Origin of the sequence: Paenibacillus tundrae (genome assembly GCF_036884255.1) — a bacterium.
Taxonomy (GTDB): Bacteria; Bacillota; Bacilli; order Paenibacillales; family Paenibacillaceae; genus Paenibacillus.
The window spans coordinates 6497210-6518874 of record NZ_CP145605.1 but is presented as its reverse complement, the minus strand read 5'-3'; the positions used below and the strand labels follow the sequence as shown (position 1 = coordinate 6518874).

Annotated in this window: 22 protein-coding genes and 1 tRNA gene; 21 read left to right on the top strand and 2 right to left on the bottom strand. The window is 43.0% G+C overall.

Annotated elements, in window-relative coordinates; genetic code table 11:
* Positions 1 to 86 precede the first annotated feature (86 nt).
* Positions 87 to 1241: an aminotransferase class V-fold PLP-dependent enzyme gene (locus V6W81_RS29075; protein ID WP_338541197.1), complete on the top strand. Its 1155-nt coding sequence runs from the start codon at positions 87 to 89 to the stop codon at positions 1239 to 1241.
* 228 nt (positions 1242 to 1469) lie between these two features.
* Positions 1470 to 1970 (top strand): DUF4446 family protein, encoded by a 501-nt coding sequence (locus V6W81_RS29070; protein WP_128104232.1) that lies wholly within the window; start codon positions 1470 to 1472, stop codon positions 1968 to 1970.
* Here V6W81_RS29070 and yyaC read toward each other — a convergent pair.
* On the bottom strand, positions 1945 to 2550 hold the full coding sequence (gene yyaC, locus V6W81_RS29065; RefSeq protein ID WP_056697544.1) for a spore protease YyaC: 606 nt from the start codon (positions 2548 to 2550) through the stop codon (positions 1945 to 1947). The genes V6W81_RS29070 and yyaC overlap by 26 nt on opposite strands.
* A 151-nt stretch (positions 2551 to 2701) precedes the next feature.
* Here yyaC and V6W81_RS29060 point away from each other — a divergent pair, with 151 nt between their 5' ends.
* The 4 genes from V6W81_RS29060 to V6W81_RS29045 all read left to right on the top strand — a co-directional run bounded on the left by V6W81_RS29060 (position 2702) and on the right by V6W81_RS29045 (position 4355).
* Positions 2702 to 2965, top strand: coding sequence for a DUF3343 domain-containing protein (locus V6W81_RS29060; RefSeq protein ID WP_128104230.1), 264 nt, complete (start codon positions 2702 to 2704; stop codon positions 2963 to 2965).
* Between the two features lie 14 nt (positions 2966 to 2979).
* Positions 2980 to 3921 (top strand): mechanosensitive ion channel family protein, encoded by a 942-nt coding sequence (locus tag V6W81_RS29055; protein WP_338541196.1) that lies wholly within the window; start codon positions 2980 to 2982, stop codon positions 3919 to 3921.
* Complete coding sequence (locus V6W81_RS29050) at positions 3911 to 4120, top strand: DUF951 domain-containing protein (RefSeq protein ID WP_056697538.1); 210 nt, start codon at positions 3911 to 3913, stop codon at positions 4118 to 4120. Before V6W81_RS29055 ends, V6W81_RS29050 begins: the two co-directional genes overlap by 11 nt.
* A 144-nt stretch (positions 4121 to 4264) precedes the next feature.
* A tRNA-Ser gene (locus V6W81_RS29045) sits at positions 4265 to 4355 on the top strand.
* 447 nt (positions 4356 to 4802) lie between these two features.
* On the opposite strand, the gene V6W81_RS29040 is transcribed toward V6W81_RS29045, so the two are convergent.
* A complete protein-coding gene (locus tag V6W81_RS29040) occupies positions 4803 to 4997 on the bottom strand; it encodes a YjzC family protein (RefSeq protein ID WP_056697536.1) in 195 nt (64 codons plus the stop codon).
* A 204-nt stretch (positions 4998 to 5201) separates the two neighbouring features.
* Here V6W81_RS29040 and rpsF point away from each other — a divergent pair, with 204 nt between their 5' ends.
* From rpsF to V6W81_RS28965, 15 genes are all read left to right on the top strand, one after another.
* Complete coding sequence (gene rpsF, locus V6W81_RS29035; RefSeq protein ID WP_024629534.1) at positions 5202 to 5495, top strand: 30S ribosomal protein S6; 294 nt, start codon at positions 5202 to 5204, stop codon at positions 5493 to 5495.
* A 50-nt stretch (positions 5496 to 5545) separates the two neighbouring features.
* Complete coding sequence (gene ssb / locus V6W81_RS29030) at positions 5546 to 6028, top strand: single-stranded DNA-binding protein (RefSeq protein ID WP_338541195.1); 483 nt, start codon at positions 5546 to 5548, stop codon at positions 6026 to 6028.
* A gap of 56 nt (positions 6029 to 6084) precedes the next feature.
* A complete protein-coding gene (gene rpsR, locus V6W81_RS29025) occupies positions 6085 to 6357 on the top strand; it encodes a 30S ribosomal protein S18 (protein WP_056697535.1) in 273 nt (90 codons plus the stop codon).
* 247 nt (positions 6358 to 6604) lie between these two features.
* Entirely contained in the window at positions 6605 to 7195 is a 591-nt protein-coding gene (locus V6W81_RS29020) for a M15 family metallopeptidase (protein ID WP_338541194.1), read from the top strand.
* A gap of 737 nt (positions 7196 to 7932) precedes the next feature.
* Positions 7933 to 8928 (top strand): ABC transporter ATP-binding protein, encoded by a 996-nt coding sequence (locus V6W81_RS29015; RefSeq protein WP_145045105.1) that lies wholly within the window; start codon positions 7933 to 7935, stop codon positions 8926 to 8928.
* A 14-nt stretch (positions 8929 to 8942) separates the two neighbouring features.
* Positions 8943 to 9875 carry an ABC transporter ATP-binding protein gene (locus V6W81_RS29010; protein ID WP_145045103.1) on the top strand — a complete coding sequence of 311 codons (933 nt, stop codon included), beginning with the start codon at positions 8943 to 8945 and terminating at the stop codon, positions 9873 to 9875.
* Between the two features lie 5 nt (positions 9876 to 9880).
* Positions 9881 to 10843: an oligopeptide ABC transporter permease gene (gene opp4B / locus V6W81_RS29005; RefSeq protein ID WP_056697529.1), complete on the top strand. Its 963-nt coding sequence runs from the start codon at positions 9881 to 9883 to the stop codon at positions 10841 to 10843.
* Positions 10844 to 10870: 27 nt separating this feature from the next.
* Positions 10871 to 11776 carry an ABC transporter permease gene (locus V6W81_RS29000; protein ID WP_338541193.1) on the top strand — a complete coding sequence of 302 codons (906 nt, stop codon included), beginning with the start codon at positions 10871 to 10873 and terminating at the stop codon, positions 11774 to 11776.
* 19 nt (positions 11777 to 11795) lie between these two features.
* Positions 11796 to 13622, top strand: a complete 1827-nt coding sequence (locus V6W81_RS28995; RefSeq protein ID WP_338541192.1) for an oligopeptide ABC transporter substrate-binding protein — start codon at positions 11796 to 11798, stop codon at positions 13620 to 13622.
* A 300-nt stretch (positions 13623 to 13922) separates the two neighbouring features.
* Positions 13923 to 14813 carry a D-alanyl-D-alanine carboxypeptidase family protein gene (locus tag V6W81_RS28990; RefSeq protein ID WP_338541191.1) on the top strand — a complete coding sequence of 297 codons (891 nt, stop codon included), beginning with the start codon at positions 13923 to 13925 and terminating at the stop codon, positions 14811 to 14813.
* A gap of 153 nt (positions 14814 to 14966) precedes the next feature.
* Complete coding sequence (locus tag V6W81_RS28985; RefSeq protein WP_338541190.1) at positions 14967 to 17381, top strand: S9 family peptidase; 2415 nt, start codon at positions 14967 to 14969, stop codon at positions 17379 to 17381.
* Between the two features lie 324 nt (positions 17382 to 17705).
* Positions 17706 to 19283, top strand: a complete 1578-nt coding sequence (locus tag V6W81_RS28980; RefSeq protein WP_338541189.1) for an MFS transporter — start codon at positions 17706 to 17708, stop codon at positions 19281 to 19283.
* 267 nt (positions 19284 to 19550) lie between these two features.
* Complete coding sequence (locus V6W81_RS28975) at positions 19551 to 20585, top strand: LCP family protein (protein ID WP_056697517.1); 1035 nt, start codon at positions 19551 to 19553, stop codon at positions 20583 to 20585.
* Between the two features lie 177 nt (positions 20586 to 20762).
* Positions 20763 to 21188, top strand: a complete 426-nt coding sequence (locus tag V6W81_RS28970; RefSeq protein WP_056697515.1) for a CBS domain-containing protein — start codon at positions 20763 to 20765, stop codon at positions 21186 to 21188.
* A gap of 174 nt (positions 21189 to 21362) precedes the next feature.
* Positions 21363 to 21665, top strand: coding sequence for a MazG-like family protein (locus V6W81_RS28965; protein WP_056697513.1), 303 nt, complete (start codon positions 21363 to 21365; stop codon positions 21663 to 21665).

The following is a 21665-nucleotide window of genomic DNA, read 5'->3' as shown; positions in this document are numbered from 1 at the left end:
TCTGTACGATGGAGCAACGATATGTCATATTTATTAGGGTGAAATGCAAGCATTACGTTTAATGAATGAGCAGAGGTGGTTATGAGGTGGAGAGAGTCATCTATCTAGATCATGCTGCAACATCATGGCCTAAACCGCCTACTGTTGGTGAAGCAATGATGCAGGCTTTGGATGTAGCGGGAGCTAATCCAGGTAGAGGTAGCCATCGGATGGCTGTTCAAGCGAGTCGCGTATTATTTAGCACTAGAAAGGCATTATCCACGCTGTTTGGTGTGAGCAATGCAAATGATATTTCACTCGGTTCGAATACGACAGAGGCTTTGAACCTTGCCATTCAGGGATGGTTACGCGAAGGTGACCATGTTATTGCAACTATGGCTGAACATAACTCTGTGCGACGTCCGTTGGAGTACATGCGTAGATCACGAAATGTAACCGTAGATTATGTAAAGGTTAATGCTATGGGCGCCGTTGATCTGTTGGAGCTTAAGAAGATGTTCCGACCGAACACCCGACTGGTTGTCTGTACACATAGCTCTAATCTGTTGGGTAGTATTTTACCAGTGGGTGAAATCTCTGAGATGTGTCGAAAACGTCAGATTCCTTTACTTGTAGATGCTGCTCAAAGCGCTGGCGTGATGCCCGTTGATGTGAAGCAACTTGGCATTGATATGCTTGCCTTTCCTGGTCACAAAGGTTTGTTAGGTCCACAAGGGACAGGTGGACTCTACATTGCCCCAGAGTTAGACGTGCAACCTCTACTTCATGGCGGGACAGGAAGTCAATCAGAAGCAATAGAACAACCTACTGTCCGTCCCGATCGTTATGAAGCTGGTACACCTAATACGGTAGGTATGGCCGGTCTTGCTGCTGGTGTAAAGCATGTGATGGAATTAACACCTGAACGGATCTACCAACATGAATGGGAATTGACACAGTTTATGATGGAAGGGTTAGCCTCTGTACCGGGAATTCGAATGTTAGGCCCAGAGGTTGGACACCCCCGTACTGGATTGTTATCGTTTACGGTAGAAGGACATGATTCAGCTCAACTTGCTTTTAAACTGGATCGACAGTACAACATTGCAGTTCGTTCCGGGTTTCACTGTACACCTCTTGCACATGAGTCCGCAGGCACTACACGGAGTGGAGCGGTTAGAGCAAGTGTAGGATACAACACAGTCCAAAGTGATGTGAACACTTTAATTGAAGCTGTGCACGAAATAACAAGATTCAAATAAGTTGCATGGATACATCATCGTTAGGCATGTTATGATCTCAATCCATGACATAAAGAGAGTGGATATACCCGGGTACGCATCACTTGGTTATACGAAGGGACTTAGGAAATCCTAAGAGGGGTTTTTGTATTCCAGGGCTGATCGATCAGGTGATTTCGTAATATAGGCATGATGCTACAGGATACAGACCTTAATCTGAACAAACAAACAGAGGGGTAGTTACACTACATGGCTGAACTAAATGAGCTGATTCTGGAACAATTGCTATGGATTATTGGCGGAATGGCATTACTATTGGTAATCTTGCTGGTGACTAGCATTGCACAGGGTGCAAAGTTGCGTAAGTTTAAACGGAAATATGAAGCGATGATGTCTGGCACAGGAGTAGAAGATCTGGAGACGTTGTTAATTAATCTGAAGATTCAGATGGATAGCATTGAAGATGAACACAAGCTGCAAACGAATCAGCTACAAGCAGTCATGCAGAAATTGACCCATATGCAGGGTAAAGTAGGGGTTAAGCGTTACAATGCTTATGGTGAAAGAGGTAGTGATCTGAGCTTCTCCATGGCAATGATTAACGATAATCAAGACGGTATGATCCTCACAGGTCTCTATAATCGTGATGGTTCTTATGTCTATGCTAAACCTCTTAAAGGGGGAGAGTCCACGTATACACTTTCCCCTGAAGAGAAAGAAGCGATTACTCTGGCACAGCAAGCAGAGTAGAGCGAGTATGCCATTCTCGGATGGCCGAGTAAAGACTGCTGGATATAATCTCAGACATGCGCATAACTAAGCTGAGCCTTGTATTTTGCAGAACAAAGTATTCCATAAAGCCGCCGACGTTAACGATACCTGTCAGATGGATATCGCCGACCGGCGGTAATTCTTTATTTACGCCAGCTCCAGGCTTCAATGGACCATTGACCACTTGAATGCAGCCAACACTAGAGGATTGTCCAAGACAAGCATCGATTCCGATAACGTATGGATTATGGTGTGTGGCTTGGATTTTGTGCAGTGTTTCTTGTAGATTCATAGCATGTACAGGTTCATCCAGTGTGCCATAAAGGTGAAAGAGAGGGCTGTCCCATTTAGCGAGAGCTGAACCTACTAATGGGCCTAAGCAGTCCCCGGTAGATCGATCAGTACCGATGCATACGATTACCACATTTTGCAACGAATGAGCTTTGTAGAGATGGAACATTAAACGATGAATAATAGCTGAGTGTACGCCAGGATCGGTATGAGGAATTTTCAAACTGGTCATATCTTGGGATGAAAAAGAATGCGAGATGGGTTTCATAGGATCTATCCTTTCCCCTTGAAATGGTAGTAACAGTATATGGAAGGATAGAGCGTTTTATACTTGGTGAGGACAAGCTTTTTCATAAGAAGGTTATGCTGTGACCCAATGAGGGTAATTTGGAGCTAAGTAAGATTGAAGGGAGCCGGGCATGGACGAATGGTTAGATGATTGGATGTTGATTGCATTTGATTCTACTCAGCAGGCACTACGAGCGGAGATGCTGTTAGAATTTGCTGAGATTGAGATCGACTTGTTTCCAACACCGAAAGAGATTACGGCAGGCTGTGCACTCTGTATTCAGTTTCCTAAGGAAGATGTGCTGAGAGTGCAACAGATCATTCGGAATGAGTTCGTGGAGATTCGAGGCCTCTATTTCAAAACGGAAGACAGCTATGATAACATACCGATGTAGAGGGGGAAGGATGAATGTGGTCGTTTAAATATATGGCGGCTTCTGGTGGTTCGAATGAGCCTACTGTTATAGAAAATGCTCTAAGCTGGACAGATCAATTATGGAACAAAGTTGCTGATGCAGATATGTGGTTTAATATTTTATTCAGCTCCCTGAGGATCTTGCTTATATTCATTGCTACTCGAATTGTGATTAAAATTGTGTCGCGTATTATCGATCGTAGTATGAAGCAGAAGCAGGAAGGCCGTCTTCGCGTTAATCCTCGTCGTTTTGTTACGGTAGGTGAATTGCTGAAGAACGCAACCTCCATAACGTGTAACTTCATCATGGTGCTGCTAGTATTATCGGAGATTAATGTAAAGGTTGGGCCATTACTTGCCAGTGCGGGTGTACTCGGACTAGCAATCGGTTTTGGAGCACAGGGATTAGTAAAAGATGTAATTACGGGTTTCTTCATTATACTAGAGGATCAATTTGCTGTAGGAGATGTCATTCAGACTGGCACGTATAAAGGAACGGTTGAGGTTATCGGACTCAGAACAACCAAGTTGGTCAGTTGGCAAGGTGAGGTGCACATCATACCTAATGGTACCATTGCCAGTGTAACGAACTTCTCGATGTCCAATTCACTTGCTGTTGTGGATATTCCAATGAAGGCTGATTTGAGTTTGGATGAGTCGGTTCATTTGGTAAAGCGAGCGCTGGTGGGAATTGAGAATCGTGATCTCAACATTGTGAAGGTGCCAGATGTACTTGGCATTCAATCGATGTCTACCTCAGAGTACGTTGTTCGCATCGTTGCAGAGTGTATGCCAAACTCCAGATCTTCTGTAGAACGACAGATTCAAAGTGATGTGAAGAAATCACTGGAGTATCAAGAGATGAGCAATCAAGCAGCCTTAGAGCAGGCAGCAGGTCAAGAACAGAATGAGGGGGATGGCACAGGTGGAGCGTAAAATTTTTCAGCTCGGGGACATCGTGCAGATGAAGAAACAGCACCCATGCGGAAGCAATGAGATGGAGATCATTCGTATGGGAATGGATATCCGTATCAAATGTGTAGGGTGTAAACACAGCGTGCTTATTCCAAGAGCGAAGTTTGAGAAAAACATGAAAAAGGTGCTGCGGTCAGCAGAAGATCTAGCTGAATCATGAGCAGTTCGTAAGTAAATCATGAGTAAATCGTAAGCAGAATGAAGGATATGAAATAGAATAAATCATGCCTAAAATAGCGTTTACATGCAGGCAGGGCTAGGTATTGCGTTCTGTAAATGATCATGCTATAATCAATATTGCTGCGGAAAGGTACCCAAGAGGCCCAAGGGGGCTGACTCGAAATCAGCTAGGCGTGTCACAGCGTGCGTGGGTTCGAATCCCACCCTTTCCGCCACTTCACTTGTACATGATAAAAACATTCGATTACTCAATGAAGCGTTGAGTTATATAAGAAGAAAGCCTTCCTAATATGGAAGGCTTTTTTGTTTGCTCATTCTTTTTGATAAGACGATAAAAGTAAAGGCATGAAATGAAGCATCCTCAGTGGCAGTGAAACGCAAAAATAAAGAGCCCCTAAGGGCTCTTTATCCGGCGGTACATTCGGTTAGTAGGAAACAATCTGGCGTAAAGATCAGAAACCTTGGCGTACTGCTGAAGCAATACTCGTGCTTAGGACGCAGGGTCTTACACACAACCACTTGCTTCTTATATTACGTGATGCATTTCCAACAAAGAATGTTCGGCTTCGTTGTCCAACGGAACCACACCTCTCTCGTGTACCGCCTGATTGTATTATGTGCTTTATTTCGTTTTATATACGTGGAGCTGAAAAAAAGTTTACTTAGTGGACACGAGCTTTCGTTAGCTTCTTCCACTTACGATTATGATTGCTTGTCTCTGGGAAGGGTTCACCTTTTTGCAACGTTACTCGCTTTGGATTATTGATTTCCGTGTGAAAGCTCTTCTCACCGACCTCGGTGTACTCGCCATCATTTGGAGCCTTGTCTCCTGGTTCAAATTCAGTTCTTTCGCCCATGATATGAAAACCTCCTTGGCCTAATGTATTTCGTTGTAGCTTCTGTAGTGTGCTCCATAGTAGGGGTGATCATGTGCTATATATAAAGGGAACGTTTGCTTGCATTATGGTTCTGTATTTGTTATATTAATATAGTTCGAGTTTGTGCTCGTTCCTTGCTCTCAACCTAGATTGAGGGCCAGAGTCCATAAGGAGGTGAAAATTATGCGCAAATATGAAGTGATGTACATTATTCGTCCTGACGTTGAGCAAGAAGTTGTTCAAGCTACAGTCGATAAATTCCAAGGCATCATCTCCAACGGCGGTGGTGAAGTTACAGCTCACGACGTTATGGGTAAACGCCGTCTTGCGTATGAGATCAAGAAATTCCGTGATGGTGTTTATGTTTTGGTACACTTCACTGCTGAACCAGCAGTTGTTACTGAACTTGAGCGTCTCATGAAGATTTCTGACGAAGTAATTCGTTATCTCATTACAAACGACGTTAAGTCTGCTTAAGACAAAACTCGTGATCAACGCACCAATACGCTCTGAAGGAGGGGATTACATTGTTGAACCGTGTCATTCTGATCGGCCGGTTAACCCGGGATCCTGAGTTGCGTTACACTCCAGCAGGAGTAGCAGTTACGCAATTTACTTTGGCAGTGGACAGACCGTTTACAAGCCAAGGGGGAGAGCGGGAAGCGGATTTCATTCCGGTCGTAACCTGGAGACAGCTTGCTGAGACTTGTGCAAATTATTTGCGCAAAGGACGCCTAGCTGCAGTCGAAGGACGCATTCAAGTACGGAACTACGAGAATAACGAAGGAAAACGTGTATACGTGACCGAAGTCATTGCCGATAACGTCCGTTTCTTGGAGTCAGCTAGCCGTGATAATAACGGTGGCGGCGGTGGGCAACCAATGCGTGAAGAGCCTTCTTATGGAGGCGGCGGGCGCGCGAACAATAATAATTCGCGTAGCAACAATCAGGATCCTTTTTCCGATGACGGAAAACCGATTGATATATCGGATGATGATTTGCCATTTTAACGTGAACCGAGTCTCTACGGAGATATTAGTTACACGATAGGAAAGGACTGAAAAGCATGGGCTTCAAGCAAAGAGAAGGCGGAGACAACGATAAAAGACCAGCACGTCGTGGCGGTCGTAACAAACGTCGTAAAGTGTGCTTCTTCACAGCAAACAAAATTACTCACATCGATTATAAAGATACGGACTTGCTTCGTAAATTTATCAGCGAACGTGGAAAAATTTTGCCACGCCGTGTAACAGGTACTAGCGCTAAATATCAACGTGCTTTGACGATTGCAATTAAACGCTCCCGTCAAATCGCATTATTGCCATACACTACTGAGTAGTCTTACTCAGCATGGATAACAAGCAGCCGGCTATAAGCCGACTGCTTTTTTGCATATTCATTAGTTACGTACTAGATGCAATGAAACAATCAAGCTTTTACTGATTAGATAAACAAACCTCCAGCAAGAACTGTGCTTACGTATAGATTTCCACTAAATTGTGCATTAGGAAAGTCCGATGTTATGATATAAGGTATAGGCTGAGTTAAGATGGCTATATTAAAGTTCAACACATCAGGAGATTATAATGAACAAATCAAAACGTAAAAAACAGCAAAAGCGGAAAGGAAGTTTTCGATTCTGGCTTATCGCTACTTTGCTCCTTGTCGTTGTATATATATGGCTTCAGCAGAAAGATGATGTATATGAAATATGGCCGGGGAGTCGGCAAGATGTCATTCCCATTACAGGCCTACATCCCCTTGTAGCTGAGAGTGAGGAGCTGTTGGTTCGAAAAGCAGCCAGGCGCGGCATAGATGTTGTCATAACTCATGGTTATCGAAGTATCGAGGAACAGGATGCATTGTTCGATCAAGGACGTTCAAGTACAGGGAACATTGTCACCAATGCCAGAGGCGGAGAATCTTATCACAACTATGGATTAGCTATTGATTTTGCCCTTCGTACACCCCAGGGGGAGATTGTATGGGATATGGAGCGTGACGATAACGGTAATGGTGAGCCTGATTGGATGGAGGTTGTTACAATTGCAAAAGACCTCGGATTCACTTGGGGAGGGGATTGGGCTAACTTTCCCGACTACCCTCATTTACAAATGGATTTTGGTTTAAGCATTAATGAGTTAAAGCGGGGTAAACGACCGCCTGACAAACCATAATTAATATTATTAATATGCAATAATACGTATGATTATTAGTAAAGTCCTGCATTTTGCAGGGCTTTTTTCATTGTTTTGTAAAAAAAATGATAAAAGATGACAATTAGTCCTTTACAGCAGTAAATAAAAAAATTTATACTATAATAACTAGAAATAAACCGTTGATTCGATAAAAGGGTAGCCCATATCATATTTGTATATATTTGTTTGTAAGTATGCGTTTACTTTTAAACGTCAGTTACTAACCACACGTATCATAAAGTTAACATATAAGTTTAATACATGAAATGATACTGACCATATATTACACGGATGTATATAATATATGTAATGTTAATGTCATGTTTTAGATTGTCCAAACTCTATCTGATGTAAAACTTCCAAACGTCTCCCTCCTCTAATGCTCTAAACTCCTTAATATTTACCTTTTTAGCATAGCAAATACCCAAAACTGTAGTATAAAAAACATTTATTCCAAAAATCTCAAAATAAGCATTGACGTCACCTAAATTTACACGTATGATTACATTAATTATTTTGCTATATAATCCCGGTAGGAATGCTCAACATTAATTGACCAATGGTCTAAATTGAAATACAAAAATTTAATTCATTTGCTGAATTCGCATTTTGTATAAAAATTTGTTCGTTGTCTTCAAAAACATGGAAATATACAGTGGATGCAATCATCTATTGATGAAACATTCTACGGAAATTTTGGGGTTAGGGTGATTGATTTGAATACAGACCTATTGGAAGTCAGAAATCTAACTACATCTTTCAGAATTGAAGATGACTATTATGCAGCAGTTGACCACGTTAACCTTACCGTTAAGAAAAACGAAGTGTTAGCCATTGTGGGAGAGTCCGGATCGGGAAAAAGTGCATTTGCCTTCTCACTTATGGGTTTGCACAACAAAGCAAAAATTGAAGGTCAAATTTTGTATAAAGGGCAGGATATAGCTAATATATCTCCTAACAAATTAAACAAACTTCGTGGTAATGAGATGGGTATGATATTTCAGGACCCATTATCAGCACTAAATCCTCTAATGATTATCGGCGAACAGATCGAAGAGATCCTGACGCTGCATCAACCTAAGCTTTCTTCCAAAGATAAGAAAGTGAAAGTTATCGATCTGCTTAACCAAGTCGGAATTCCACGACCTGAGCATATTTATAAGCAGTACCCTCACGAATTATCAGGCGGTATGAGACAGAGAGTTGTTATCGCCATTGCGATTGCTAATAAACCTGAACTGTTGATCGCCGATGAGCCAACTACCGCACTGGACGTTACTATTCAACTACAAATCCTAGAACTTATTCGCGATCTGAAGAATGAGATCAATGCAGGCATCATCCTAATTACTCATGACCTCGGTGTAGTAGCTGAAATGGCTGACCGGGTTGCAGTAATGTATGCAGGTGAGATTGTTGAGATTGCAGATATCTATACGTTGATGAGCAATGCGAAACATCCATATACACGTTCACTTTTAAACTCTATTCCTACGATTACAGATACAGATGAGAAGTCGAAGCTACATGTCATTCAAGGCATCGTTCCTTCACTTAAAAACCTTCCTCGCCAAGGGTGCCGATTCAAGGCTCGAATTCCATGGATTGATGATTCGGCTCATGAAGAGAACCCACAGATGCATGAAATTGCACCAGGTCACTTTGTAAGATGCACCTGTTACCAGCACTTTCATTTCCCTGATCAAAGCTGAGGAGGAACAACATAATGGCATTACTAGAAGTAGAAGGACTCAAAATACATTTTCCGATTCGTGGCGGCTTGCTCAAGCGCGAGATTGGAAGTATCAAAGCAGTTGATGATGTTAGCTTCTCCATCGAACAAGGGCAAACCTATGGACTTGTCGGGGAATCTGGTTCTGGTAAAACGACGACGGGAAGAGCTATTATCGGTCTGAATCACGTAACAGCGGGCAAGGTCATGTTTAATGGCAAAAATCTAGCCACAGAGCGTCGCAAAGATCGGCAGCTTCAACGCGATGTGCAAATGATTTTCCAAGATCCGTATTCTTCACTTAATCCGAAGAAGCGGGTTATTGATATCATTGCCGAGCCACTCCGTAACTACGAGCGACTTACGGCTACGGAAGAGAAAAAACAAGTAAGAGAATTACTAGAAAAGGTCGGGCTTAGTCCTGAATCCATCTACAAATATCCACATGAATTCTCGGGTGGTCAACGTCAGCGGATCGGGATTGCGCGGGCAATTGCCTTGAAGCCAAAACTAATTATTGCAGATGAACCTGTATCGGCACTGGACGTTTCAGTACAAGCCCAGGTGTTAAACTTCATGCAGGATATTCAAAAGGAATTGAATTTGACCTATCTGTTCATTAGCCATGATCTCGGGATCATAAGGCATATGTGTGATCAGATTGGGATTATGTATAAAGGTCGATATGTGGAGCAGGGAACAACAGATGATATTTTTGAGAATCCACAGCATATCTATACCAAACGTCTTATTGCAGCTATTCCGGATATGGATCCAAGCAAACGAGAGGAAATGGTTGCCTTTCGTAAAATGGTCAAGTCAGAGTACGAGAATTCATATCGAAACTTCTTTGATGAGGAAGGGCTTGCATACTCGCTCCAATCCATTTCTAATACTCACCGAGTAGCTCTACCTCAGAAAGGTTGAAGACCATGTGGAAAATAATAGTACGAAGAATCATGATTATGATCCCTCAGATCTTTTTGCTCAGTCTTTTGGTCTTCTTGATGGCCAAGGCGATGCCAGGGGATGCATTAACCGGTTTGCTTGATCCAAGCATTGATCCTAAAGCTCTGGATGAACAGCGGGAACGACTTGGACTTAATAATCCATGGTATGTGCAGTATTGGGACTGGATCAGAAATGCTGCACAAGGTGATTTTGGACAATCCTTCCGATTTAAAATGCCGGTTATGGATCTCATTGGTCAACGTATAGCGAATACATTCTGGCTCGCTTTTGCAACACTTGTATTCACGTATTTAATTGCGATTCCACTTGGTATTATCAGTGGTCGTTACAATGATACATGGTCTGACCGATTAATCACGGGTTATACCTATCTAGGCTTTGCAGCACCTCTATTTATTTTTGCACTCGTTATGTTGTGGATTTTTGGTTTTCACTTTGGCTTATTCCCGACGGGAGGCAGCGTAGCACCTGGACTTACACCAGGAACATTCGAGTACATTGCTAGTAAGTTCTATCATTTGTTATTACCGGCATTATCTATGGCATTGATTACTACGGTATCAACTGTTCAGTACTTGCGTAGTGAAATTATTGATATCAAGCATAAAGAATTTGTTCTTACTGCTAGAGCCAAGGGTGCCTCGGAATCACGAGTGTACAACAGACATATTTTGAGAAACTCTCTATTGCCGATCGCCGCATTCTTCGGTTATGAGATTACGGGACTTATCGGAGGAACGATTTTCATTGAGAGTATATTCAGTTATCCGGGCATGGGGCAGTTGTTCCTGACCTCAATCTCTCTTCGAGATTTCAGTGTTGTAACAGCGCTTGTCCTACTATTTGGTATAGCTACAATTCTAGGATCATTGTTGTCTGACATTATTCTGGGATTGGTAGATCCGCGTATTCGGATTAAGTAAGAACTTGAAGATTTCGGGGTGAATAAGATGAGCAAGGCCAATGATGTCGTTATAACTTCACAGAAGATTGATAAAAGCCCCTCCAGCCTAAACATATTGTGGAGGGAAATTGTCCGAGATAAGATCGCATTAATCTCGCTCATATTTTTGGGAGTCGTCTTATTACTGGTATATGGAACAGCACTGCTCTTGGATCAAGACGAAATCGTAAAGGTAGATTTGTTCGCCTTGTATGAGCCGCCTTCTGCGCAATATTGGCTTGGGACTGACTACGGCGGTCGTGATGTATTCGGACAACTAATCATCGGTACACGTAACTCACTAACGATTGCTATCCTGGTTACGCTAATGACAGGTTTCTTGGGAATCGTGGTTGGTATTCTATCCGGTTACTTCGGAGGATTAGTTGATAATATTTTCATGCGTATTGTCGATTTCTTCATGGTTCTTCCCTTTATGATGATCGTTATCGCGTTTGTTACAGCAGTACCCAAATATAATATTATTTCGTTCTCGCTAATCATGACTGCTTTCCTATGGATGGGGATTGCTAGGTTGATCCGATCCAAGGCATTACAGGAGCGTGAACTAGAATATGTAAAAGCGTCAAAAACATTGGGATCATCCCATCTGAAGATTATCTTCTCACAGGTACTTCCCAATCTGAGTTCGATTATCATCGTAACGATGACGTTGAACCTCGCTGCCAACATTGGCCTCGAATCAGGGTTGTCTTTCCTAGGGTTTGGTTTCCCTGAAAGCACACCTAGTCTTGGAACACTCGTAAGCTATGCTCGTAATCCGCAAACCTTGGAATTTAGATGGTGGATATGGCTACCTGCATCACTACTAATCTTAGTATTGATGTTGAGTATAAATAATGTCGGACAAGCTCTGAAGCGTGCGACTGATGCAAGACAAAGAAGAGGTTAAAAAAAGGGAGGAAAGGTTCATGAAAAAAGGATTTTTTTCACGGGGTATATTTTTCACAATGATGTTGGTCTTCGTACTGGTGCTTGCAGCATGTAGCTCAGAGAAAGAAGCAACTCCAGCACCTACGGCTAACCAAGGGGAAGAGAAAACGGAAGAAAAGCCTGCTAATGAAGAGGGCGTTTACTCCATTGAAGATTTCAACAATGTTAAGACAAATGAAGGCACAGCAATCGAAGGCGGATCAATCACATATGGTCTCGTTTCTGATACAGCTTTTGAAGGTACATTAAACTTTAACTTCTATTCCGGTAACCCGGATTCCAAAGTTCTTGGATGGTTTGATGAAGGTTTGCTAGATTGGGATAAAGACTATGTATACACCAATGATGGTGCAGCAACATATGAAACATCCGAAGATGGCAAAACGTTCACATTGACGATTCGTGATAACGTAAACTGGCATGATGGTAAGCCGGTAACAGCTGAAGATTTGCAGTTTGCATATGAAGTCATTGGTAACAAGGACTATGATGGTCCTCGTTATGATTCTAACTTCACAAGTGTAGTAGGTATGGACGAGTTCCATGCAGGTACTGCTGATACAATCTCTGGTATTAAAGTGCTGAGCGACAAACAAATCAGCATTACGTATAAAGAATCCACGCCTTCCCTGTTGACAGGTGGTGTATGGACTTACCCACTGGCTAAACATATCTTCGGTGATATGGAAGTAGCTAAAATGTCTTCTTCTAAAGAAGTACGTGAAACACCAATTGGTTTTGGTCCATTTAAAGTTGAAACCATTACTCCAGGTGAGTCTGTAACTTATGTGAAGAACGAAGATTACTGGCGTGGAGCTCCGAAGTTGGATAAAGTGACTTTGAAAGTTATTAACCCAACAACGGTTGTTCAAGAATTGAAATCTGGCGGCGTAGACCTCGTAGATGCGTTCCCGACAGATCAATATAAAGACAATGCAGACATGTCTAACGTAGAATTCCTTGGTACGATCGATCGTGCTTACACGTACATCGGTTTCAAACTGGGTACTTGGGATGAAGCCAATGGTAAAGTTGTAAGCAATGCAGATGCTAAAATGGGCGACAAAAACTTGCGTAAAGCAATGTGGATGGCTGTAGATAACGATCAAGTTGGTAAACGTTTCTATAACGGTTTGCGTTGGAACGCAACAACTCTGATTCCACCATCTCACCCTGAGTTCCACGATTCTAACAACCCAGGTGTTGCTTATGACCCTGAAGCTGCGAAGAAATTGCTCGACGAAGCTGGATACAAATTGGATGGTGAATTCCGTACGAATCCAGACGGTTCCCCACTCGAAATTAACTTCGTATCTATGACAGGTGGCGACACAGCTGAACCACTGGCACGTTACTATGTTCAATCTTGGGCAGCAATCGGTCTGAAAGTAAACCTTGAAATGGTTGAGTTCAACAGCTTCTATGACCGTGTAGGTAACACAGGTAAAGATGATCCTAACATTGATGTATATCAAGCAGCATGGGGCGTTGGTATTGACGTAGATCCTTCCGGATTGTATGGTCGCGATGCACTGTATAACTTCTCTAGATTCTCTAGCGAAGAAAATGACAGATTGCTAGCAGCAGGTGTATCCGCTGAAGCATTCGATGTAGACAAGCGTAAAGAGATCTACAACGAATGGCAGCAGTACATGGTTGATGAAGCTCCTGTATTCCCAACACTGTATCGTGCAGTTGTAGTACCTGTTAACAAACGTGTAATGAACTATGCAATTGGTGACGGTACTGGCGTATACTTGAATGATTTGGCTGTTAATGCGGATAAAGCTGTTGTAGCTGAGTAATTCTAAAGTTGTGCATGATCTAAAGTGCCACGATTGGAAGTAAAGGTTACTTTCACAATGATTTAACATCGATTAAGGATTGGGGTCCTTCGTAACACTCGGTGCTTAAATCTATGAATCATTCTTCTAGGATGTTATAAAATGAATCATCTAAACATGGATTTTTACACTCTGGCATGGGTGTAGAAATCCATGTTTTTATTTAATGACAAAAAAATAAAAAAAATTTAACTTTTTTTCAAAAAAGTGCAGACAAAATGCCTCTTCACTTCGTCTATATAGGTAAGAGGTGAATTCGGAATGAAAAAGTGGTGGAAACGTGCAGGTATGCTGTTAGCTCTGCTTATTATTATATATTTAGGTGTGAAACCAGACATGCTGGTAGGCAAACCGGGAATTAAGGCTGAATCTGCTGTGTTGATGGATATGAGAACAGAGCAGATTTTACTCGACTTTAATGGTTCGGAAGGAACAGCTCCAGCAGGGGTCAGCAAGTTAATGACAGAATTGCTTGTACTTGATGCAATTACTAACGGAGATATTCATTGGGAAGATCCGGTTACAGTTAGCCTGTATGCAAGCTCGGTTGGTGGAAGTCATCTAGCCTTGAAGCAAGGGGAACAGTTCACGGTGCGTGAGTTGTTTCAGATTGTAGCCGTTTATTCTGCGAATGATGCGGCAGTCGCACTCGCTGAACATATCAGCGGCTCAGAGCAAGCTTTTGTGTCTGCAATGAATGAGAGAGCTACGGCTATTGGGTTATCAGAGACGACAGTATTTACGAATTCAACGGGATTAAGCGAGAAGCTGCTGGGTCCTAATCGCCCTGAAGCCATTCAAGGGCAGACCGTGATGACAGCTATAGATGCATGTAAGTTAGCAAGATACCTCATTACGAATTATCCACAGATTTTAGAGACCTCCAGTCAGATGCAGGTGTCCATTCATCAGCGAGGCATGTATATGAGCAATACGAATTGGATGTTATCTGCTCTAGGTGGCCCATATGCTTATGATGGCAATGATGGATTGAAGACAGGATATGACGAGGATACAGGGTACCACTTTGTTGGAACAACGGAGCGCAATGGTAAACGATTGATCTCGGTTGTATTTGGTTCCGAAAGCCGGGAAGGACGCTTTGTGGAAACGAAGAAGTTGTTCAACTACGGGTTTGCTGGATCGCAGTAATATACCGTAATGATGCAACTGGAATTCGGATGTCCATCATGCCATTCTGGCTGTGTTAGATGGGCGTTCTTTCCAATACAAGCTCTTCCATGGTAAAATGGTTTACGAAATATACCATATTATTATGAATTTCACTTATAAGGGGGAAACGAATTGAACTCGATTAGCAAGAAGGTATATGCATTAACGCTAACCATGGCAATGTCTATTGCCTTGATTCAGCCTGCAGTACAAGCTGCGGAAGCTGTTAAACCTACAGCAACCGTTGCAGAAACGATCGCTTCAAAAGCAACACAAACGCTACAACAACTGGGATACATAGATGGCACAATTGAATCAAACACGCCGATTACTCGTGCAGAGGCAGCAGTCATTTTACAGCGTGTACTTAAATTGGATGCACCAGCTTCACTTACTGGTTTTGCGGACGTATTAGCGAGTGATGAGGCTGCACCGGCAATTTATGCTCTGAAGCAGAGTGGGCTAATCCAAGGGAAAGCGAAAGGTTATGCTCCAGATGCACCACTGACACGGGCACAGATGGCCTCGTTGTTCACACGGGCATTTGAATTAAAAGACAACGGCATTCAAGTTGTATACAGTGATATGAAGCAGATTCCAGCAGTTCATGTGGAAGATGCTGTACGGATCAAGCAACATTTTATCATTGAAGGTTCAGCATTTAATGCGAAACAATCCGTAACTCATGGGGAATTCGCGAACGCATTATATCTTGCACTTGGTCTGGATGTGAAGTCAGAGGGACTTACACCGCTGGAGGACTTCTTCAAACAGCCTGCTCAGGCAGGATTCCAAATGTCTCCAGATGGTAAACATCTGGCCTACTTGGAGCCGTGGAATAACCGTATGAATATCGTGGTTAAGGAGAATGGACAGGACAAGTCTGTTCGAGTTACGAGTGAGTCTGAACGGAGTATCATGGGATTTGGATGGGCAACCGATGATAAGCTGCTTTACATCAAAGATGCTGCAGGAGATGAGAACTACCACATCTATGTAACCGATATCGATGGCAAAAACAATAAAGATCTCACGCCATACCCTAACACTAGAGCGACTCTAATTGATCCACTCGAAGGTGTACCAGATGAAATTCTGGTGGCAATGAATAAACGTGATCCTCAAATTTTTGATGTATATCGCATCAATATCAATACAGGTGAGGCCACTCTTGCAGCCGAGAACCCAGGTAATATTACGGGCTGGCTCACAGACCATGAGGGCAAAATCCGTGTGGCTGTATCCAGTGATGGCAATGTATCTTCATTGATGTATCGTGAATCCGAGGATAAGCCATTTGAGCCGTTGTTAACAACAAAGCTGGGAGAGACTTTTGCGCCAGTGATGTTCACGTACGATAACAAAAATATCTATGCTATCTCTAACTTGGATCGGGACAAATCAGCAATTGTTGAGTATAGCCCTAGCACCAAGCAAGTAACCAAAACGATCTTTGAAAACAAAGACGTAGATGTTACAAGTTTTGTACCATCCAAAGCAAAAGGTACAATCCTTGCAGCTGTCTACGAAACGGATAAAGTAAACTATGAATTTTTTGATGCTGAATTCAAAAAGCTGATGGAAGACATCAAGGCTAAGGTACCAGGCAAAGAGATTAGTCTGTCCAGCATCAGTGAAGAAGGCCAAGTATTATTCGTTTCCTACAGTGATAAATCGATGGGCACGTACTACTTCTATGATTCGGTAACAGGCAAGCTGGATAAGTTGGCCGATGCTGCACCATGGATTGATGAGGACAAAATGTCCGATATGAAACCAATCTCGTACGAGTCACGTGATGGTTTGACCATCTATGGATATCTGACATTGCCTAAGGGAGTCGAAGCTTCCCAGTTGCCACTTGTCGTTGTACCACATGGTGGACCTTGGGCTCGTGATTCATGGGGATATAACCCTGAAATCCAATTCCTAGCTAGTCGTGGCTATGCTGTGCTACAGGTAAACTTCCGTGGATCTACAGGTTACGGTAAGGAATTCCTGGATGCAGGCAATAAACAGTGGGGCAAAGCGATGCAGAACGACATTACAGACGGCGTAAATTGGTTGATCGAAGAAGGAACTGTTGATGTAGACCGAGTAGCAATCTACGGTGCCTCTTATGGTGGATATGCTGCTTTGGCTGGTCTGGCGTTCACTCCAGACGTATATGCTGCTGGCATCAGCTATGTTGGTCCTTCCAACATCTTCACTTTGCTGGATTCACTGCCACCATATTGGGAATCAGAGCGCAACATGTTCTATGAGCGTGTAGGTGACCCAGAGAAGGATAAGGAGCTGCTTACGGCGATCTCACCTTTGTTCCATATTGATCAGATGAAGGCACCATTGTTCGTCGTTCAAGGAGCGAATGACCCACGCGTTAAACAAGCTGAGTCCGACCAGATCGTTGAAGCGTTACGCGAGCGCGGGGTAGATGTACCTTATATGTTAAAAACAAATGAAGGTCATGGCTTCGCCAATGTAGAAAACCAGTTGGATCTGTACAGAGCGATTGAGAAATTCCTTAATCGTCATCTGATGAAGTAATTCAGGCAAGGTCATTAACTAGATCAGATTAATACTCAATATCGCAGTCTTGTATAGGCATAAAAAGAGATGAATACTATAATACTTGAGTACCGCCGTCAGATTCTACGGAATCGTTGGGCGGTATTTTTTTATATATACGGAGTAATATTCACATACGATTATATATTTATAAATTGACATAACAAATGGATTTGATTTAAAATGACCAGTGAGTCATAATTGTTCTTAAGTGTTTAATATAGATGTAACAGTTCAGTTTATGTGCGTTTAATAAAGTCCGTTTATCTCGCTAAATTATATGTGATCGGGAGGTAACACAAGATGCAGAAACAAATGAAATGGCCGTTAATTTTGTTTGCAGTCGGGGTATTTATGGCGGCACTAGATAATGGGATCATCACATCGTCTCTAACGACGTTGAATGCCTCATTTGGGGTATCGCCAACTTGGGGTGCGTGGACGATTACATTATATACTCTCGGTCTTGCTGTGAGTGTGCCTATTGCAGGTAAACTTTCAGACCGCTATGGTCGTAAGAAACTATTTCTTATTGAGGTAGCTTTATTTGGCATCGGGTCTTTACTCGTCGCATTAAGTACGTCGTTTACGTTCTTCCTCATTGCTCGTGTTATTCAGGCTTTGGGCGGTGGAGGGATCTTCATCATTGCAAGCTCCTATGTACTTAGTAAGTTTCCAGCAGAGCGGCAAGGTACAGCATTGGGCTTGCTGGGCGGTATGAATGGGGTGGCTGCCATCCTAGGGCCAAACATTGGTGCTTTTATTTTGGATATGACAGGGAACTGGCACTGGTTATTTCTCATCAATGTACCGATTGCAATCCTACTATTCATTGCGGGTATCCGTTATATTCAGGATGAACAGGAATTGAATCGTGCAGCAGTGGACTGGAGTGGGATTGCTGTTCTAACCCTTGGTGTGCTCAGTCTCATGTACAGCTTCAGTAATTTGGACGGTGTAAATATGCTGCAAAGCGTAGGTTCACCGATGTTTTATGGGTTTTTCTTGTTGGGTGTAGTTGTGCTGATCGTATTCTACTTTCTTGAGAGAAGGCTCGAAGGATCAGGACGTGAACCGGTTGTGTCCACACAGTTGTTGGGCATTGCGTCCTTCCGCTGGACACTGCTCATCGCCTTTTTCTCAGGCGCTATTCTAGCTTCGGTCATCTTCATTCCTGGCTTCGTAGAGCAGTATCTGGGTGTATCTAACACCGCCTCAGGTTATTGGTTTACTCCACTCGCGCTAGCTTCAGGGATTGGGGCAGGAGGCGGCGGTTATTTGGTGGATAAGAAAGGACCAATCTGGACGCTGTCAGTGGCAGGGCTTCTGTCGGCGATTGGATTCCTGTTATTCCCGTTATGGGTTGAGCATATCTGGCAATTCGTTATCGCGAGTACGCTTGTAGGTATCGGATTTGGTATGATGCTAGGTGCTCCAGTTAACGTGCTTGTGACGGAACAGGCAGGTGAGAACAATAAAGGGATTGCCGTGGCAACCAGCTCGTTATTCCGCCAGATGGCGATGGCCATTGCTCCTACGATCTTTGCAGGTTTTCTGGCGCGTTCGTTCTCTAACCTGGGAACCAATATTCAGGATGGTTTTGCTGATCAGGGAATACAAGTATCTCCTGAGATGCTTCAGCAATATACCTCAGGGGGAGCATCAGGGAGTGATGTTTCAAGTCTGACGGAGGGGTTATCACAAATTCCTGACCCTGGCATTCGGGAAACGATACTACAGGCTCTCCACGTAACGACAGGTCAAGGATACAACGGCTTGTTCTGGTCAGCAGTTATTTTCAGTGTGCTAACGCTGGTAGCTGCATTGATTACAGGGGTTCTACGCAATAGAGAAAAGGGGAGTACTGTAGATCTCTCGTAAGCAAGTTTATGATTGAATTTTTTGACTTTGAATATAACATCTAATGATCTGAACAGTTCCTTTATGTGGTTTATATACGGGAGCTGTTCTTTTCAATTTAACCGGATTGTAACTTTTACTCATGTAGCAATGTTTACAATAGAACGAGCGTTAGCGGTGCTTTCGAATGATATAGAGAAAACATTAGAGAACACCGAGTCATAAGCCGTTAGGCACGTTTAATGGTAGGTAGGCAATTCATTTTTATAGTGAAGAAGGAATCGACGGATGACAAGAAGAACTAAAGAAAAGAAGAAGAAAAGAAGAAAAGGTCTATATATAACTCTCGTTTCGCTCGTGGTTTTGTTGATTGGCGGGTATTTATTCCGTCAGCAGCTAGCTGTTGCTGCATTTGATCTTTTTTTGGCAAATTCAGTTGAAGATCAGTTGTCTCGTTCTTATGTTCCGCAGGAAGGCAATAATACGCCAGATCCGACTGTGTATCGTAAAGAGCCATTTTCCGTACTTCTGCTCGGTTCGGATAAACGCGCGTATGAGAAAACAAGGGGCCGTTCCGATACGGTCATCTATGCGGTTGTTCGTCCTAAGGAATCCCGTGTACTTCTCGTTTCGATCCCACGTGACACGTATGTGCAGATTGTGGGTCGCGATGCGAATAAGGATGGGGAAGACGATTACGATAAACTGGCGCATGCCTACGCATTCGGAGGGGAGAATATGTCCATCAATACGGTGGAGAAATTCTTAGACGCAGATGTAGGGTATTATGCTACCATTAATTTTGATGGAATCAAAAGAGTCGTGGACGCGCTTGGCGGGGTGAAGCTGCCGATTGAAGAGGATATCGTGAATAAACATCCGGATCATGTGCAATTCACCATCGAAGGCGGTAAACCAATCTATGACGGTCAAGAAGCGCTGTACTACGTTCGATATCGTGAGGACAGTGACTTTAATCGTACCAAGCGGCAGCAGATATTCCTGAACTCGATGGCGAATGAGATGCTGAATCTCAATTCAATCTCTAAAATTCCAGAGCTACTGGAGATTATGGGAGATAACTTCCAGACAGATATGCGTCCATCCTTTATCGTTGATCTGGCGAAACAGGTGCTGACACAAGAGAAACCACAAATTTCTAGCTTCACGATTCTAGGTGAAGGTATGCGCAAAGACGGGATCTACTATGGTAAAGCGGATGAGAAAGACGTCCAATATGCCAAAGAGCTGATTACCAACTGGATGGATGAATCGACCCCAGCCGGCGCCTTGATGATACCAGACCGGCAGAAGATCGAGTAACGAATTCCATACAGAGGCCTGATTATAATCAGCAGTACGGCGTTTATTTGCGGGCTGCTGTTTTTTTCTTTTTCAGAAGAGCGACGAGACCTTTTGGAACATCTTACGTTTTGAAACGTATAATATGGGTTGAGGATTAGTTGTAAGTCGAAATTCATGAGGGGGATACGTGAGGGTATGAACATCGCATTTTTTTTGCTGCCTAAGCAAGAGGTTACGTGTGTAACATCGGATTCTACTCTGCGGCAAACATTGGAACGGATGGAGTATCATCGCTTCACAGCGGTGCCCATTTTGAATAAGGAAGGCAAATATATAGGTACGGTCACTGAGGGTGATCTATTGTGGTACATGAAGAATGCCGAGGGAAAGATCACATTTGAAAACGCTTCAAAATTTCTCCTTAAGGAAGTACCACTTCGCCTAGATATTAAGCCTGTATCCATTAATGCCAATATGGAGGATCTTATTAACCTGGCTAAGGTTCAGAACTTTGTACCTGTCGTCGATGATATGGAACGCTTTATAGGCATTGTCCGTCGTAGCCAGATCATAGAATATTGTGAAGGCATTGTAGCTAAGGAATCCATGAAGGCAAAATAAGAAATTAAAAACGTTACTGGCACAGGGATAATCCGAGCCGCTCAGTACCATGTTAAACAGTGGGAGAGCAGAAAAAGGTGGGTCATTCCCTTCGCATAGGGAACATTTTGTAGCCCCCCTTTTTATGTTATAATGGAGAATAAAGCTTTTTCGGGGAGAGTGACTTTCGCCAATATGCCTAAAGAACTGGATGTAGCCAAACGCGCTAAAGTGATTGAGTGGCTGAAAACCGAAGTACTTGACCAAGTGTCTCGATTGTTCAAAGCCTTGTGGGAAGGTAGTACTTCCCGAATCGGAGACAGTCTAGCCAGTCTGATGATGAGTAGTTACATATTGGGCCGCAGGCTCGGTATTCCTTTCAAGGATCTAGATGCACTGCTTGTGGAAAAGCTGAAGAAGCACAAATCGGAAGGTCACCAATTGGAAGATTGGTACCAAGATATATCCGCGCTTGAAGATCATATGCGTAAGAGGTGA